This window comes from Pararhizobium sp. DWP3-4 (assembly GCF_049898205.1).
In the GTDB taxonomy this organism is placed as follows: Bacteria; Pseudomonadota; Alphaproteobacteria; order Rhizobiales; family Rhizobiaceae; genus Pararhizobium.
On sequence record NZ_JAFCXF010000007.1, the window covers coordinates 1 to 16864 of the forward strand.

The 16864-nt window shown below is 59.2% G+C and carries 14 protein-coding genes and 1 riboswitch; of the genes, 6 read left to right on the plus strand and 8 right to left on the minus strand.

All coding sequences use genetic code 11. The features are described 5' to 3' along the window. Positions 1 to 172 precede the first annotated feature (172 nt). Positions 173 to 1420, minus strand: a complete 1248-nt coding sequence (locus ACP7E6_RS18450; RefSeq protein ID WP_426231191.1) for an MFS transporter — start codon at positions 1418 to 1420, stop codon at positions 173 to 175. A 129-nt stretch (positions 1421 to 1549) separates the two neighbouring features. Between ACP7E6_RS18450 and ACP7E6_RS18455 the strand changes: the two genes are divergently transcribed. Then, on the plus strand, positions 1550 to 1843 hold the full coding sequence (locus tag ACP7E6_RS18455; protein WP_113241811.1) for a YggT family protein: 294 nt from the start codon (positions 1550 to 1552) through the stop codon (positions 1841 to 1843). Positions 1844 to 2187: 344 nt separating this feature from the next. Here ACP7E6_RS18455 and ppa read toward each other — a convergent pair whose 3' ends face one another. Then, entirely contained in the window at positions 2188 to 2721 is a 534-nt protein-coding gene (gene ppa, locus ACP7E6_RS18460) for an inorganic diphosphatase (protein ID WP_426231192.1), read from the minus strand. A 151-nt stretch (positions 2722 to 2872) separates the two neighbouring features. Here ppa and ACP7E6_RS18465 point away from each other — a divergent pair, with 151 nt between their 5' ends. After that, positions 2873 to 3487 (plus strand): hypothetical protein, encoded by a 615-nt coding sequence (locus ACP7E6_RS18465; RefSeq protein ID WP_426231193.1) that lies wholly within the window; start codon positions 2873 to 2875, stop codon positions 3485 to 3487. A gap of 36 nt (positions 3488 to 3523) precedes the next feature. On the opposite strand, the gene ACP7E6_RS18470 is transcribed toward ACP7E6_RS18465, so the two are convergent. Continuing rightward, on the minus strand, positions 3524 to 4030 hold the full coding sequence (locus tag ACP7E6_RS18470) for a GNAT family N-acetyltransferase (RefSeq protein WP_113241773.1): 507 nt from the start codon (positions 4028 to 4030) through the stop codon (positions 3524 to 3526). A gap of 519 nt (positions 4031 to 4549) precedes the next feature. Between ACP7E6_RS18470 and ACP7E6_RS18475 the strand changes: the two genes are divergently transcribed. Both ACP7E6_RS18475 and ACP7E6_RS18480 read left to right on the plus strand, forming a co-directional pair. After that, positions 4550 to 5416 carry an RNA polymerase factor sigma-32 gene (locus ACP7E6_RS18475; RefSeq protein ID WP_426231194.1) on the plus strand — a complete coding sequence of 289 codons (867 nt, stop codon included), beginning with the start codon at positions 4550 to 4552 and terminating at the stop codon, positions 5414 to 5416. A gap of 190 nt (positions 5417 to 5606) precedes the next feature. Further along, positions 5607 to 7079: a diguanylate cyclase domain-containing protein gene (locus tag ACP7E6_RS18480; RefSeq protein ID WP_426231195.1), complete on the plus strand. Its 1473-nt coding sequence runs from the start codon at positions 5607 to 5609 to the stop codon at positions 7077 to 7079. A 124-nt stretch (positions 7080 to 7203) separates the two neighbouring features. On the opposite strand, the gene ACP7E6_RS18485 is transcribed toward ACP7E6_RS18480, so the two are convergent. From ACP7E6_RS18485 to thiB, 4 genes are all read right to left on the minus strand, one after another. Then, positions 7204 to 8715 (minus strand): M48 family metalloprotease, encoded by a 1512-nt coding sequence (locus tag ACP7E6_RS18485; RefSeq protein WP_426231196.1) that lies wholly within the window; start codon positions 8713 to 8715, stop codon positions 7204 to 7206. 283 nt (positions 8716 to 8998) lie between these two features. Beyond that, complete coding sequence (locus ACP7E6_RS18490) at positions 8999 to 9721, minus strand: ATP-binding cassette domain-containing protein (RefSeq protein WP_426231197.1); 723 nt, start codon at positions 9719 to 9721, stop codon at positions 8999 to 9001. Then, entirely contained in the window at positions 9708 to 11351 is a 1644-nt protein-coding gene (gene thiP, locus ACP7E6_RS18495; protein WP_426231198.1) for a thiamine/thiamine pyrophosphate ABC transporter permease ThiP, read from the minus strand. Before thiP ends, ACP7E6_RS18490 begins: the two co-directional genes overlap by 14 nt. Before the next feature lie 185 nt (positions 11352 to 11536). Next, positions 11537 to 12547, minus strand: a complete 1011-nt coding sequence (thiB, locus tag ACP7E6_RS18500) for a thiamine ABC transporter substrate binding subunit (RefSeq protein ID WP_426231199.1) — start codon at positions 12545 to 12547, stop codon at positions 11537 to 11539. Between the two features lie 40 nt (positions 12548 to 12587). Then, positions 12588 to 12704: riboswitch (TPP riboswitch) on the minus strand. 144 nt (positions 12705 to 12848) lie between these two features. On the opposite strand from thiB, the gene ACP7E6_RS18505 reads away from it, so the two are divergent. After that, on the plus strand, positions 12849 to 14423 hold the full coding sequence (locus ACP7E6_RS18505; protein WP_426231200.1) for a GmrSD restriction endonuclease domain-containing protein: 1575 nt from the start codon (positions 12849 to 12851) through the stop codon (positions 14421 to 14423). Positions 14424 to 14462: 39 nt separating this feature from the next. On the opposite strand, the gene ACP7E6_RS18510 is transcribed toward ACP7E6_RS18505, so the two are convergent. Continuing rightward, positions 14463 to 15956: an MDR family MFS transporter gene (locus tag ACP7E6_RS18510; protein WP_426231201.1), complete on the minus strand. Its 1494-nt coding sequence runs from the start codon at positions 15954 to 15956 to the stop codon at positions 14463 to 14465. A gap of 201 nt (positions 15957 to 16157) precedes the next feature. On the opposite strand from ACP7E6_RS18510, the gene ACP7E6_RS18515 reads away from it, so the two are divergent. Next, positions 16158 to 16601, plus strand: a complete 444-nt coding sequence (locus tag ACP7E6_RS18515) for a MarR family winged helix-turn-helix transcriptional regulator (protein ID WP_426231487.1) — start codon at positions 16158 to 16160, stop codon at positions 16599 to 16601. The last annotated feature ends 263 nt before the right edge of the window (positions 16602 to 16864 follow it).

The window sequence follows — 16864 nt, forward strand, 5'->3', positions numbered from 1 at the left end:
GAACGGCGGACGGAGACCCTTGCTCTCCCACGGGCTTGGTGTCCCAAAGGTGCGACGGTCTTCCATCCGCCACCGCAACTGGCATTACAGCGCCAAATGCGGAAGAAGGGAAGTTACAAGAAGGTGGCCCGCAGGGCCGGATGAGGGGGCGTTACGCTCTGAGCCTGCCGGATCACCCCGAAACAGAACGGTCCGGGGCATCGAGCGAATCGATCTTGCGCAGTTGCGGAAAACCGAGCGCCCAGATGACGGCGACTGCCAGCGTCCCGACACCGCCGATGACGACGGCCGGAACCGCGCCGATGAAATGCGCCATCGTCCCTGCGCGGAATTCGCCGAGTTCGTTCGACGCGCCGACGAACACCATGTTGACCGCATTGACACGGCCGCGCACTGCATCCGGCGTCCACAGCGCGATCAGCGTTTCGCGCACATAGACCGAGATCATGTCCGATGCGCCCATCAGCATCAGCGCCATGATCGACAGCCAGGCAACCTCAGACAGGCCGAAGATCACCGTGCCGAGACCAAACAGCGCCACACCGGCAAACATCAGCCTTCCGGCATGGTGGCGGATCGGGTAGGCAGCCAATGTCACGGCCACAAGGATGGCGCCGATGCCTGGTGCGGCGCGCAATAGCCCAAGACCAAGCGGCCCCAACACGAGGATTTCTTTGGCAAACACCGGCATCAGCGCCACAGCACCGCCGAGCAGCACGGCAAACAGATCGAGCGAGATCGCCCCCAGCACGATCTTTTCCGTGCGGATGAACTTGAACCCGGCCAGCACCGAGGTCCAGTCGCGCGGTTCGCTGAGACTGTGTTGCGCCGGCTTCTCGATCATGAAAACGAGGATGGCCGACAGGATCAGGAAGACCAGCGCCACGGAATAGGCGACGACGGCGCTGACGCCGTAAAGCAGACCACCTGCCACCGGACCGAGAATCGCAGCCGTCTGCCAGGAGGATGAATTCCAGGCGATGGCGTTCGCGAGGTCACGGACCGGAACGAGGTTGGGCGCCAGCGATTGCACGGCGGGCGCCATGAAGGCGCGCTCGATCCCGAAGACGATCAGGATGGAAAACACCGGCCAGGGCGAAAAGGCATCGGCAATCGTCAATCCCAGCAGCGCCGCCGCGCAGAGCGCGCTGATGATCATGCAGATCGAAACGATCATGCGCCGCGAATGGCGGTCGGCCACCGATCCTGTGACCAGGATCAGCAGCAGCGACGGCAGAAACTGGAAAAGGCCGATCAGGCCCAGATAGAGCGTGTTCTGCGTCTGCTCGTACATCTGCCATCCCACCGAGACGCTGATGATCTGGATGGCGAAGGACGCAAGGAAGCGGGCGAAGAAGAAACGGGCATAGGAGACATGCCGGAATGCGGCAAACCGGTCTGCACCTTGAAGGACGGACATGCGGCAATCTTTCCGGAGAACGGCAGGCTATCGCGCCGCATTAAACATGTTTGGCCCATCGCGAAGCGCGGACTTGCCGGTTTAGTCGGCAATGTCTACATGTCTGTCAACAACGAATTGGAGACCGGCATGCTTGCTGTCATTGCGACCCTGAATTTCATCATCAACATTGCGTGGTTCCTGGTCATCGCCTCGGCCATCTTTTCCTGGCTCTACGCCTTCAACGTCATCAACGTGAACAACAACGCCATCAATATGATCGGCCGCTCGCTCTACCAGCTGACGGAACCGCTCTACCGGCCGATCCGCAACGTCCTGCCCAACATGGGCGGCGTCGACCTGTCGCCGCTGGTGGTTTTGGTCATCCTCTATTTCCTCTGGTATTTCCTCAATACGACCGTCGCTGCCGCCTTGCTCAGCTAACAGCTTGAGGGCCTTCGAACCCAAGGCTTGAACAACCGACAACAAAACCTCCGGATCAGCCTGATCCGGAGGTTTTCATTTTACGACTGACAAAGCCATTTCCCATTTTTGACAGGTCATTTGGGGAATTGAGTGACACCAAAATCTCCGTCATTCCTGTGCCCGTCACAAGAATCTAGCCAGCCCAAGTCCTTGGGCTGAAAAGCTTTTTGACCCGGTGGACGTCGGGTCGCTGGATGCCCGCCACGAGGGCGAGCATGACGGGGGATGGGGCTATGCGCTTCGTCAAAGCAACGCCCTGGAGCGTCGGCAACTGAAGCGCAGGACGCCTTTTCAGCTCTCGCTTACTTCTCAGCCTTGGCGCGCTCGACGGCTTCGAGGATCAGCTGCTGGGCAACGGCGGTATCCTTCCAGCCGTAGATCTTCACCCATTTGCCGGGCTCCAGATCCTTGTAGTGCTCGAAGAAGTGCTCGATCTGCTGCAGGGTGATTTCCGGCAGGTCGGTATAGTCCTTCACCTTATCGTAGCGCTTGGTCAGGTGATAGTTCGGCACCGCGACGATCTTTTCGTCCTTGCCGGAATTGTCTTCCATCATCAAGACGCCGATCGGCCGCACGTTGATGACGCAGCCGGGAACCAGCGGACGGGTCGAAGCGATCAGCACGTCGATCGGATCGCCGTCTTCCGACAGGGTGTGCGGCACGAAGCCGTAATTGCCGGGATAGGTCATCGGCGTGTAGAGGAACCGATCGACGACCAGCGTGCCGGCTTCCTTGTCCATTTCATACTTGATCGGATGCCCGCCAACCGGAACCTCGACGATCACGTTGATATCTTCCGGCGGATTCTTTCCAATCGAAATTGCATCAATACGCATGAGTTTTCCCCCAGGGGCCAGTTTTTCGGATGGCAAGTCCGATAACGGGAAACATGACGCGGCGCAACATTACTTTCGTCATGCCCCGAAAAATGCGACGTTTGAGCGACTATTCGCCCATTTGCACCGCGTATCGGCAAGAGGAGCCCCGATGAAGCCGTTCGCCTATGCCATGCCGTTTCTGATCCTCGTGCCGATCGTGGCCAGTCCCTCGCTGGCCAATGACAGCACCTATACCGACCTCGACACCGATCGCTGCAAACCCCTTTTGCCGGAAGACCCGGAAGGCGGCAGTCTTTCGCTGCGATGCAAGGGGCTCAAGGATCACGCTGTCTATTTCAAGGAAGGCGATCTGCGCCAGAGCATCCTCTATGGGCCCGTCAGCGACACCTACATCGCCGGCGTCTTCGAAAGCTTCGAGCCGTTCAACAATGCGACGCGAAAAATCGAATGGCGGCTTGATGCGGACGGCAAGCCGGTTGCGACAATCCTGCGCTGGTTCCTGGACAATATCGATCCGGTCACCTACCAACCGTCACCGAAATTGAAAGGCCAGGTTCTCGTCGTCTCGAAAGTGGCCGATGATGCCGGAAAGGGCTGCGTGGTCGGCTATGTGGATGCACTGGCGAATCCGAATCCCAATGCACTGGCCCGGCAGGTTGCCGATGCCATGGCCACGAATTTCGTCTGCGGTAAGGACATGGCGGGGTATCACGGCATTCGCGGGCCGACGGCGGCAGAGCCGACGCACATTTTCCCCGACTGAACCACAGCCTGAGCGCAGACAGTCAGTGCGAGCGCCTCAATCCCAGATATAGCCGATCTTCTTCAGATTCTTTTCGCCGAAATCTTCCATGCCCTCGCAGAGATCGCGGCCGCCGGCCATGCGGAAGAAGCGGTCGGCATGATGGCTGTCTTCCAGGCACCAGACGACGAGGCCTTGGCAGCCCAGCGATTTCAGCAGGCTTTTGGCTTCACCGAACAGGATGCGGCCAAGCCCGATGCCCTGATATTCCGGGCGCAGGTAGATCTCGTAGACCTCGCCTTCCTGCGGCAGCGACCGCGACCGGTTGAGGCCCAGCGTCGCGTAGCCTGCGATCACGCCGGCAACTTCGACGACCAGCAATGTCGAGGGTCCGCGCGTGGCCTTGCGCCACCACGCGTGATCGCGCCGGTGAACCATCTGGGTCAGCGGCTTGTGTGGAATGAGACCGCCATAGGCCTGCAGCCACGAGACGCGGTGCACATCCGATATGGACATGGCGTCCCTCGGCTCACCCGGGCGCACCTCGATTGATAGTGTTTTCATAACGCGACTCTAGACTCGTGCCGTACAAACAGGAATCCCGGCCAAGCCCTGTCTTTAACTAACTCACAGGCAACTTATGGGGACAACCATGCAAAGTTAACGCTTTTTTAACTTTTCCGGCAAGCGGCTTTCATCGCGGCGCACAAGATTTGCCCCGGCGTCCCCTCTAACACCAGAGCAACTTTCACTTTTTGGCCATTGGGGTGATTCGACCCTGCCGGGCACGCTCCATGGGCGGTCGTCCGAATCGCAAACAGACGCACAAACGCACAAAAATGCCCGCCGCCGCGAAATACGGCAGCGCAGCATGGAACCTTTTCCACGGATCGCGCGTTTGAAAGCGTCCGGATATGTGCGCTTGCGCAAATCAGGATTGCCGCGGCCTCTTCTTCCGGCCTCGGATCTCAACGGGAAGTAGGGCGGTTCGAATTCTGGTCAAGCGCCAGATAGCGGAAATCCCGAAAAACCGATCGACCTATCGTTCAGCGGCACGCTCTTGTGCCCGTCATGGAGTAGCCGATGAAAAATCTCTCAGCAGACCGGCGGATGATCAAGATCGCCATGGCGGCACCCTATCTCGCACGGGATGAGGAACATGCTCTGGCACTGGCATGGAAAGACCACCAGGATCAGGATGCCCGCAACAAGATTGCCATGGCCCATATGCGCCTGGTGATCTCCATGGCCTCCAAGTTCCGCAATTTCGGCCTGCCGATGAGCGATCTCGTCCAGGAAGGGCATATCGGCCTTTTGGAAGCGGCAGCCCGCTTCGAGCCGAGCCGCGACGTCCGCTTCTCGACCTATGCCAGCTGGTGGATCCGCGCCTCCATGCAGGATTATGTGCTGCGCAACTGGTCTATCGTGCGCGGCGGCACCTCGTCCGCTCAAAAGGCGCTGTTCTTCAACCTGCGCCGCCTGCGTGCCAAGCTTGCCCAAGGCGACCGCCAGCTGACGGCCCGCGCGGTGCATGAAGAAATCGCCGTGGCACTGGGCGTCAGCCTTGCCGATGTGCAGACGATGGATGCCCGCCTGTCCGGCAACGACGCCTCGCTGCAGGCGCCGATCTCCTCGTCCGGAGAATCCGACGGTGGCGAGCGCCTCGACCTGCTGGCCTGTGATGCCCCGCTGCCCGACGAGCAGGTATCCGAAATGATCGACAGCGAGCGGCGGCGCACCTGGCTCAGCCACGCGCTCTGCCAGTTGAACGAGCGCGAAATGAAAATCATTAGCGCCCGCCGCCTCAGCGAAGACAGCGCCACGCTGGAAGAACTCGGCGCCGACCTCGGCATCTCCAAGGAACGCGTCCGCCAGATCGAAACCCGTGCCCTGGAAAAGCTGAAGATCGCGCTTGTCGCGGAAGCTCCGGTGCTGGCAATGCGGCACTGATGAAGATTTGCGCTGACTGTGAAACCGGATGAACGTTTCATCCGGTTTTTTTACGTCAGGATGTGCGGCTCAAGCGGATCTGTAGTGCAACGGCAATCAATGCGTGGTTTACCTTTGGGGGTTAATACTGCGATACGCGACATCTGCGCCCCCGGCGCATCTTGGTCTCAGCTCGTTTTCAGGTGGCACAATGCAAGAGACATTCGATTCCGGCGTCTTCAACCTTGCGCCGATTGCCATGTGGATCGAGGATTTCAGCGACGTCAAAGCACTTTTCGACATGTGGCGCGCGCAAGGGATAACCGATATCCGCGCTTTCCTGCGGGGCGATGTCTCGCGCATCGCCGAATGCTCCCGGCTGATCCGGATTTTGGATGTCAACAGAAAGACGCTTGAGCTGTTTGAGGCCGATGACGTCGATCATCTTCGGGCGGGCGTGGCGCAGATCTTTCGAGACGACATGCTGGAAACGCATATCCATGAGCTGGCCGACCTTTTCGACGGAAAACTGGCGTTTTCCAGCACCACCGTCAACTACACGCTTACCGGCCGCCGCCTCGATATCCAGCTGCGCGGTGCGGTCATGCCGGGTCATGAGGGCTCTCTCGCCAAAGTGCTTCTGACGACGGAAGACATCACCGCGCGCGAAGATGCACGCAGGGCGGAAATCGCCCAAAGACTCTATGCCGAAGGCATTTTCGAGCATTCGCCCGTGTCGCTCTGGATCGAGGATTTCAGCCGCATCAAGGTGTTGATCGAGGATATTCGCGCCCGCGGCATCAGCGACTTTCGAACCTTCATGGATGTCCACCCGGAGTTCGTCACCCAGTGCATGAGCGAAATCCGCGTCATCGACGTCAACCAGGCGACGCTCGACCTCTTCTGCGCTCCCGATCGCATGACGCTGCTGCAGCGCTTGAGCGATATCTTCCGTGGCGATATGGAAAAACCGTTTCGCGAGCAGCTGCTTGAACTGTGGAACGGCAACCTGTTTCACCATCGCGAAGTCATCAACTACGCGCTGGATGGTTCCGAACGCCACATCCTGCTGCATTTTTCGGTCTTTCCCGGCCGCGAAAACGACTGGTCCCGCGTTCAGGTCGCCCTCACCGATATTACGGCACGCAAGAAAGCCGAGGCCTATCTCGAATATCTCGGCAAGCACGACGTTCTGACGAAGCTCTACAATCGCGCCTTCTATGCGGATGAGATCAACCGGCTGGAGCGAAAGTCGCTCCGCCCCGTTTCGGCAATAATAATCGACCTGAACGGATTGAAGGAGGCCAATGACCAGCTTGGCCACGACGCTGGCGATGCCTTGTTGCGGCGGTTCGGTGAAATCCTCAATGGTGCCGTCTCGCAGCCCAACCATGCCGCCCGGATCGGCGGCGACGAGTTCGCCGTTCTGATGCCAGGAGCAGACAACAAGGCGGCGGGCGCGATGATGGAGACGATCAACGAGCTTTTGAAGATCAACAACCAGTTCTACTCGAGCGCGCCCCTCACCATGTCTTTCGGCGTCGCGACCAGCGAACAGGGCGAATCGATGGAATCCCTCGTCCAGCGCGCCGACACTCTGATGTACGAGCATAAGAGAGCTTTTTACGAAGCCAAGGGTACGATGGGCGTAACCGGCGGCCGCATCGCCCGCCGGACATCGTGAAGCATGACCGCATGTGCGGGATTGCCAAGAGAGGGTGACGGCTCCCGCCGAATGAAACAGTCAGTGGAGCAATCACACGCTAGGCAGAGGAGTTGCCCCAAATGCGAAAACGCCTCACTGCCCCCTATTCCGAAATGATCTTCACCTTGTCGCCGGGCTTTACCGTTGAGGTCACCTGCATGGCATTGATCAGGCGGAACAGATCGAGCTTGCGGTCGGTGCCCATCATCCGCGCCGAGAGCGTGGCCAGCGTATCGCCAGGCTTTGCGGTGACGACGCGGATGCGCAATGGCTTCAGGGCGGCGGCTTCCTGCGGCGTCATCCGGCGGAACGAGGAGCGCAGGACCTCGGCGGTCGGTTCCAGGCTCGGCGCGCCCTTCGGCACGGCGGTGAGGAAGCGGTAGATCTGCGTGTCGATGCGGATCACGGTCACGTCGAAATCCCAGCGTTCGGCCGATGCACGCGCCGTTGCGGCCTCGAGCCCGTTGATCGTCACGGCATGGATCGTGTCCGGTTGCAGGCCGGTCACCCAGCCGCTGCCGATATAGTCGGTCAGGCTGCGCTTCTGGCTATCGGCCACGCCGTCGAAGCGGATCGCGGTCTCGTTCGGCCCGGTCGCCAGCACTGCCTCGGCCTTGTTGTCGATCTGGAAACCGTTGGGCACATCGAAGCGGATGCCGAGCTTGCCATGCAGGAAGGTCTGGCCGCGGACATAGCCCTCCTGCGGGCTGTCGCCATAAAGCAGCCCGTCGATACCAGCGAGATAATAGTCGCGTCCGCGGTCGCCGACGGACCCTTCCGCGCCGAAGGCGCGGGCATGGCGGCGGGCGAGGTCGACGCGCTGCGGCGCGCTCGGATGGCTCGACAGGAAGTCCAGGCTCTGGTCGCTGTCAGGATCGACCGAGGAGAAACGGCTATAGGCCGCCATCGAATCGAGGAAGCGCGCCGCCGCATAGGGGTCATAGCCGGCTTCGCCGAGCATGCGCACGCCGATGACGTCAGCCTGCAATTCCTGATTGCGCGAGAAGGCTGCCAACCGCAGTTTCCCACGCGCCAAAGCCTGCTTGCCGGCCAGATCGCTCGACAGCACTTCGGAGACGACGCGGCTGGCGATGACCTCGGCCTCTTCGCGCTGCTGCCGCTCGATGCCGTGATTGGCGGTGACGTGCGCCATTTCATGGGAGAGCACGGCTGCCACTTCCGAGGCATCGTTGGCGAGCGCCAGAAGGCCGCGCGTCACGTATAGATAGCCGCCCGGCAGCGCAAAGGCGTTGATGGCGGGCGAGTTGAGGATTGTGATGCGATAGGACTGGTTCGGGTTTTCCGAAACTGCCGTCAGCGCGCCGGTGATGCGGGCGACAAGGCGCTCGGTCTTTTCATCCTGATATTCGCCGCCATAGCTCGCGACGATGCGCGGATGCTCGCGGGCACCGACCTGGGCGCGCGGGTCGTTCTTCTGGACTTCCTCGACGATCTGCGGATTGGACGACGGCGAGACCTTGGGCTCGTAGGTCTGCTCGATCACCGACTGGCAGCCGGACAAAAGCAGGCTACCGAGCAGCGCCGCGACGGCGCGCGCGGACACGCCGGAGCCTGTTCGCGAAACCTGCCTCTGCGTGCCTGTCGTTCTGCTCATCACCTCAGCTCATTTCCAGTCTTCAGGCCAGCCGTGCAAACCGTTCCGGTGTTAGCACGCGTGCAAATTCAGTATTCTTTACAGCCGTATAATTAGGTCGCGCCGTGAGTACGGCAATGACCTGCTGTAACCTATTCGCGCCATGCGTGCCTAGCATACGCCGATAGAAATAGTTGCCCCGTGATATCCCGGCAACGCATGCGGGAGCGCACGCCACCGGACAGCAAAAGCGCCGTCGCATAGGCTGTCGTTCAAATTGTGGCAAAAGCATCGCAGGCGATACTCACCGGCCGAGAAACCGGGCAACAGCTGGAATATCGGTATGATCGAGAAACCGCGCCGTTGGCTCATGCAGGAGAACACGGCCCATGTCGAGAAAAAGCACGCTGTCGGCCAGTGTCCGCACGTCGTCGGGATGATGGGTGATGATCAGGATCGTATTGCCCTCCTGCCGGTGCAGATCGAGGATGAGGCTGCTCATGCCGGCGCGCAGGCCCGGATCGAGTGCGGCAAACGGCTCGTCGAGCAAAAGCACCGGCTTGCGGCGCACCAGCGCTCGGGCAAGCGCCACGCGTTGCCGCTCACCACCCGACAATGTCGGTGGCAGGCGCTTGCCAAAACCCTCCAGCCCCACGCGCAGCAGCGCACCTGCAATCTTCGCCTTCTCCTTGACGCCCAGCTTTAGCGCCGGATCGATGCCGAGACCGATATTGGTGGCGACGTCGAGATGCGCAAACAGGTTGTGTTCCTGAAAGATCACCGATACCGCCCGCTCGGCGGGATCGCGCCCGGCAACATCCTGTGCGAGAATCTCGACCGTGCCGGCATCCGGCGTCTCGAACCCGGCGATCACATTGAGCAGCGTCGATTTGCCGGAACCGGATGCGCCGGTGACAGCGACGATCTGACCCTTGCCGATGGCGCAATCGAAGTGCAGTTCGGTCTGGCCGAACTGCACGCGCACGCCGCTGAGGCGAACCGCAATATCCGTTTTAGGCGGTGACATCTTTACTCCTCACATCATCGGCCCCTGCCCGCGGCGTACCGGCAATCGTCAGCACCAGGCAGACGAGGCCGAGAAACAGCGCCAGCCCCGCCGCATCGGTCGAACGGTAGCCAGCCATGCGGCTGTAGAGTAGCCACGGCAGCGTCACCATATCCTGCGAACCGAACAGCGCCACGGCACCGAGATCGCCGAGCGACAGGGCACAGGCAAAAGACAGGGCCATCAGCAGCGGCCTGCGCAAGCCCGGCCAATCGATCAGGCGCCACCGATGCCAGCCGCCGAGACCGAGGCTGACCGCAAGTTTTGCCGTGCGGGCCGTATGGGTGGCCATCGCGGGCTCCAGCACGCGGTAGACGAAGGGCAGCGCCATCAGCGTGTTGATCAGGATCACCAGCAGCGGTGCAAAACGGGCGATATCGCCGAGCGGCCGCAACAACAAAAACCAGCCTGCCCCCAGAACGACCGGCGGCACCAACAGCACCAGCGACGAACTCGCCGAAATCCCCGCTGCCAGCCCGTGCCCGGCCGCCGCTGGGCGTCTTGGCGAAAGCGCTGCCTGCCGCGCCCGGATCATCAGAGCCGCCAGGAGGACGCAGAGCAGACCCGAAACCAGCGCGATGACGGCACTGGTAAGCAACGCCCGCTGCACCATTGGATCGCTGGCCAGCCGGACGAGGTCGGCGCGAAGACCGGAGGAGACCACCGAGCCGAGCGGCAGCGCAAGAAACAGCACCGCAAGCGCTATCACCAGCCCGTCGCCCACCCGGTCAAACCGGCGGCGGCCATCGAACCGGCGCACTTTGCGCCCGCCGCCATGGCCTTCATCGGCGGTGGGCGTCAGCAGCCGGATGGCAACCAGCAGCGCTGCCGTCACCGAAATCTGCAGCAACGACAGGGCGATGGCGCGCGGAGGGTCGAAATCGAAGCGCAGCGCCTGATAGATCGCCACCTCGATCGTGCTGGCCGCCGGTCCGCCGCCGAGCGTCAGGACAAGCGTGAAGCTGGTGGCACAGAGCATGAAGATCAGCCCGGCGATCCCCGGCAAGAGCCCACGGATCACCGGCCATTCGATGAAGCGAAAAATCGACAGCGGCCGCATTCCGAGATTGGCCCCGGCCAGCCAGTATTCGCCGGGAATGCGCTCGAGCCCGCCGAGCATCAGCCGTGCCGCCAGCGGCATGTTGAAGAAGACATGGGCAACCAAGATCCCCGACAGGCCATAGATACTGACCGGCTGATCGAGGCCAACAGCCACAAGCGCGGTATTCAGCACCCCCTGCCGCCCCCAGATGCCGATCAGCCCAAGAGCCGCCACCAGCGCCGGCAGCCCAAGCGGCAACGCCATCAGCCGGATGATCCAGACACGGCCCGGAAAGACAGCCTGCCGCGCCAGAGCCCGGGCAACAGGGATGGCGAAGACGATGGAAAGGACTGTCGAAAGCGACGCCTGCAACAGCGTGAACCGGGCCACACGCCAGACATAGGCATCGAATACCATGCCGTCATTGGCAGAACCCGGCTCATCAAATGCGAGAAGAGCGGCCGCCGCCAGGCAGACGAACAGCACAATGCCCCCGAGGCACAGCGCCCCGGCGGTCAGTGTCCAACGACGTTCCATGCGGTTGATCATGATGCCCTTATCTCGTTTACGGGCGTCGCCTCGTCCCCTCTTCTCCCCAGCGGGGAGAAGGTGGCCCGCAGGGCCGGATGAGGGGGCCAAACACTCAGAATGTGCCGAACCGCCCCCTCATCGCCTCGCAGTCGCTCGGCACTTCTCCCCGCCGGGGAGAAGTGGAAACGATCGTCCCAGCCCGATCAGTTCTTGCTCATTGCCGCCAGCCACTCGTCGATCCAGGCCTTGCGGTTGGCGGCCACCTCGTCCGACGGCATCAAAAATGTCTTTTCCGGCGTCACCAGCTTGCCGAATGCCTCCGGCAACGGCTCCTTGGTGGCGGCAACCGGCATCATCCAGTTGGTCGTCGGGATGATCGATTGGAACTCAGGGCCGGTGACGAAGGCGAGAAACTGCTTGGCGAGCGCCGGGTCCTTGGCAGCCTTGGTCATGGCAGCCACTTCGATCTGGATGTAATGGCCTTCGGAGAAGGAAGCCGCCTGATAGCGGTCGGTATTTTCGGCAACCACGTGATAGGCCGGCGAGGTCGTGTAGGACAGCACCATCGGCGCCTCGCCCTTGGTGAACAGGCCGTAGGCTTCCGACCAGCCGGGGGTAACGGTCAGCACGCGGTCCTTGAGTTTTGCCCAGGCGGCAGGAGCATCCTTGCCATAGACCGACTTCACCCAGAGCAGCAGGCCGAGACCCGGCGTCGAGGTGCGCGGATCCTCGATGACGATCTTCTGGTTCGGGTCACCCTCGACCAGTTCCTTCAGGCTTTTCGGCGGTTCCTTCATCACCTGTGTGTCATAGATCACGGCAAAATGGCCGTAGTCATAGGGAACGAACGTATCGTCGGTAAAGCCGCCGGGAACCTTGACGGCCAAGGTATTGACGCCGTGCGGCGCAAAGAAGCCGGTCGCCTTCGCCTCGGACACGAGATTGGTATCGAGGCCCAGCACGATATCGGCCTTGGAGGAGGCGCCCTCAAGCTTCAGCCGGGTGAGAAGCTCGACGCCGTCGGCAACGCTGACATAAGACAGCTTGCAGCCGCAGGTCTTTTCAAACGCTTCCGCCACCTTGGCGCCGGGGCCCCATTCGCTGGTAAAGCTCTCATAGGTATAGACCGTCAGCACCTTATCTTCGGCTGAGGCGGAAAACGAGGCCGTAAGGGCAGCAACTGCCGCGAAAAATGGAATGATTGCCTTGCGCATCCGCGCCTCCTTATAAATCCAAAAAATGGGAATAGGGCGCTGGAATGTGCCGTCTAATCCCTCCGCCGGTACAAACCGGATCAGGTTCTTCGGGTTGGCTGGCGACAGCCTCTCAGCCGGACGTCGAGAACGACGAACGGCACCCCGTTAGAGCAAGAGGAGATTTAGACGGCTGGCAAAAAGTTAGCAATAAAAGATTTTTCGGTGTACGTCCTCGATTAAACACTACAACTTAACGGCGCATTCATATGTTCACCTGCTATAACCAAATCCGCATTTTAGAACCCATCGAGGCCTTTAAATGGAATATCAGTCTTACTCGGTCAGAAAATTACTTGACTCCGTAAAGGGAGGAGGAATCAGAATCCCGGCATTCCAGCGGGGTTTTGTTTGGGACATGGATCATGTCGCTTACCTAATGGACAGCATATATAAAAATTATCCTTTTGGTTCCCTTCTATTCTGGCGAACAAAAAACAAGCTCAATGTAGAAAGAAGCTTAGGTCGATTTGATCTACCAGAACCTGAAGAAGATTACCCGGTCGACTACGTTCTTGACGGACAGCAAAGACTAACTTCGATATTTACGGTATTTCAGACGGATTTAAAGCCAAAACAAGACGATAAGTGGATAGATATATACTTCGATCTTTATAGCGAAGGACATGCTCAAGAAAGTCAGTTCTATCCACTTAAAGAGAACGAAGTCGATCCAGGGAAATATTTTCCGCTGAGCGCATTATTTGATTCTGTAAAATACAGAGAGGCGACATCGAGTCTAACTAACGAGCAGATCACACAAGTAGACAGACTACAAGAAAAATTTAAAGAAGTATCGATACCGGTTCAGGTTCTAAAAACGGAAGACCGGTCTATGGTGGCAATTGTATTTGAAAGAGTAAATAGGCTAGGAGTAGAACTGGATACCCTTCAGTTACTTTCTGCATGGACCTGGAATGAAAACTTTGACCTACTTGATAGCTTTAAAAACCTAAAGGAAGAACTTGAGGACTTTGGATTTGAGGGGGTAGGGGAAGATTCCGATTTGATACTACGCTGCACAGCCGCAATATTGAAGGAAGAACCATCTGCGGAAACCCTTCTGGAATTAACAGGACAAGTTGTCCGTGAGGAATTTCCAAGGGTTCGCAATGGAATTAAAGGGGCTATTGACTTCTTGCGCACTCAGCTTCGTGTATATAATTTGAAAAATCTACCATACCCTGCACTACTGATCCCGCTCTCCGTCTTCTTCGCCGAACCAAACGGTAAAGAAGTCTCCTACAATGCAGAGACCTACGACAAACTTAAACGATGGTTCTGGAAGTCATGTTTAGGAAACAGATACAGCAGCCAAACTCGAAAAACAGCAATTCGGGACATCAAAGAGATAAATGCTCTCAAAAATGGCTTCTTATCAAACATAGATTCAATGGAAATTGTAATTGACGGAAACTTTTTTCTAAGAAATGTATTTCGAACAACAACAGCAAATACGAAGACTTTCGTTTTGCTTCTATCAAGTAAATTTCCGAAAAGCCTTATATCAGGAAAAGATATAGACTTGGAACCGGTCTTGCAAGCATACAACAGGTCGGAATTTCATCATATATATCCTAAAGCTGCCTTTAAGGAAATTTCTGAGGAAAAGATAAATTGCCTCGCAAACTTCTGTTTCCTTAGCGCAGCAGAAAACAAGAAGGTTGGGAAGAAAAAACCATCAGTCTATATTGATGAAGTAGGTACAATAGAGAATAAACTTGCAATTCTCGCAACTATATTTTGTGAGACATCAGATTTCAACGATGATTTCGACAGTTTTGTTAATCGAAGGAATCAGAAGATCGTTAAACACGCTCTTAGTTTAATTGAGTAGGTATTCAAGAGGAAGTGTTATGGTGATAATATCTTGACATCATCTTTGCGGCAACCGCACGGCCTTCAAGCTGAGGGCCGCAGTCAGCGCGATCAGCGAGATGCCGCCGGCCGTCAGAAACAGCGGCAGGAAGGCGGCCGTATAGCTCTCGGCTACCAGCTGGCGCGTTGCCTCCGGCAGCGTCGACAGCACCAGCGGCGTCAGCTTTTCGATATCGGCGATGCCTGGGATCGCCGTGGTGCCGCGTGCGAGACCTGCCGCGATAATCGCGCCATAGATCGATATGGCGATCGAGGCGCCGCCCATGCGCGACAGGGTGACGGCACCGGTGGCGGCCCCGACGTCACCGCGCGCGGCGATGTTCTGCACGGCGACGATCGGCACCTGCTGGCCAAAACCGATACCGATGCCATGCAGCGCCATGATTGCGCAGATGACGTAGAGTGGCGTGCCCGGCTGGATCTGCGTGAAGATGAACAGAGCCAGAACCGTCAGGCTGGCGCTGACGATCGCGAACGGCTTGTAGCGGCCCGAGCGTGAAATCAGCCGTCCCGCCGTCAGCGCACCGCAAACGATGCCGCCGGTCAGCATGATGAACAGCAGCCCGGCGAGCGACGGTGTCAGCCCCGTCGTCGTCTGCAGATACAGCGCGAAATAGTTGACCATGCCGATGCCGACGGCGCCGCTCGCCAGTGAAATCACCAGCATCAGACTAAACGTCGGATTGCGAAACAGCGTCAGCGGCACGATAGGCTCCGGCGCGCGGCGCTCGACAAAAACCCATGCCGTGGCGCAGATCGCGCCAAGCATCACGATCGCCAGACTGCCCAGCGAAAACAGTGAGCCGAACAGTTCGGCACCATCGCCCAGGAGCACGACGCAGGTAACGGCGGCGGCCAGAAGCAGCGCCCCGGCATAATCGATCGTCGGGCGGCGTGTCGGGCGGCGATAGGGCAGGAAGACGAACAGACCAATGAGCACCGCGATACCGATCGGGATATTGATGAGGAAGATCGAGCGCCAGCCGAAATGATCGCTCATCGCGCCGCCGATCACCGGGCCGACGGCGCCGGAGGCCATCAGGACAAGACTGGAATAGCTCTGGTAGCGCGCCCGTTCGCGCGGTTCGAACAGGTCGGCAGTGATCGAAAAGATCGACACCATGATGCCGCCGCCGCCCAGCCCCTGCAGCACGCGCGCGGCAATCAGCGTGTTCATCGAGACTGCGAGCCCGCAGGCGATGGAGCCCAGCGTGAAGATCGTCACCGCAGTGATCATCACATATTTGCGGCCGAACAGGTCGCCGAGTTTGCCGTAGAGCGGCATGACGGCGCAGGTGGCGAGCAGATAGGCCGAACCGATCCAGCCGAACCGCTCCATCTGGCCGAACTCGCCGACGATCGTCGGCAGCGCCGTGGCGACGATCTGGTTGTCCAGCGTCGCCATGAACAAAGCCGTCATCAGGAAGAAGAAAAGCGTGAGGCGGAGCGCCGGGTTTGAGACCAGCGGCGCCGGGGTGACCTGCATGTCCATGGGAGAATTCCAATTGCGTTGAGGAATTTATGTGCTGTTAGCACATAATTGTCAACAGCACATTTATGCCCAAAGCATATTCATGCTTTATGGAACCCGCGCGTTTTGCTAGGATGCCCCATGGATCACGCACCCTCACCCTTGGAATGCATCGCCGAAAGCGGCGACGCGGAGAGCCACCGCACCTTGATCAGCAACTCGATGGGCCGCTGGCGGACGATGATCGGGCGGCGGGTGCTTGCCCGTCTGGCGATCAGCAATGTCGCACCGAGCCTTGAAATCACCCATCTCGACGTGCTCGATGCCGTGCGCCGGGCCGAACCGGAGGGCGAAGTGACGGTTGGCACCATTGCCGAGATGATGCGCATCGATCCGTCGCGGGCCAGCCGCATCGTCGGCGAGATGGTGACACGCGGTGCCCTGCGCCGGGAAGCCTCGCAGGCCGATGCCCGCCGCATCATCGTCGTCATGACCGAGCTTGGCCAGCAGCTGATGATCAAGATCCAGGCAGTCAAGCGCGATGTCATCGAAAGCGTGCTGGCCGATTGGCCGGAAGAAGACGTCGCCACCTTCTCCCACCTCTTCGACCGGTTCGTCACCTCGTTCGAGCAGGTCTGCACCATCCGCGCCAAGGATGCGGATTAGCATCCCTCTTCTCCCCATCGGGGAGAAGTGCCGAGCGAATGCGAGGCGATGAGGGGGCGGTTCGGCACGTTCACAGCCTGCGGTTCCCCCTTGTATCTACATAGAAGGCATTCTGTGCGATTGAAGCGACTGAACCTTCGACCGGTTGGCCCCCCGGTCGAAGGTGTGGCGAAGTCGCCCGTTCCCCCTGCGGCTACAACCGTGGATGAGCCTGGGATCTTCGCCATCGCTTGGTTCCAACCGCACGCACAAGGCAGGTTACC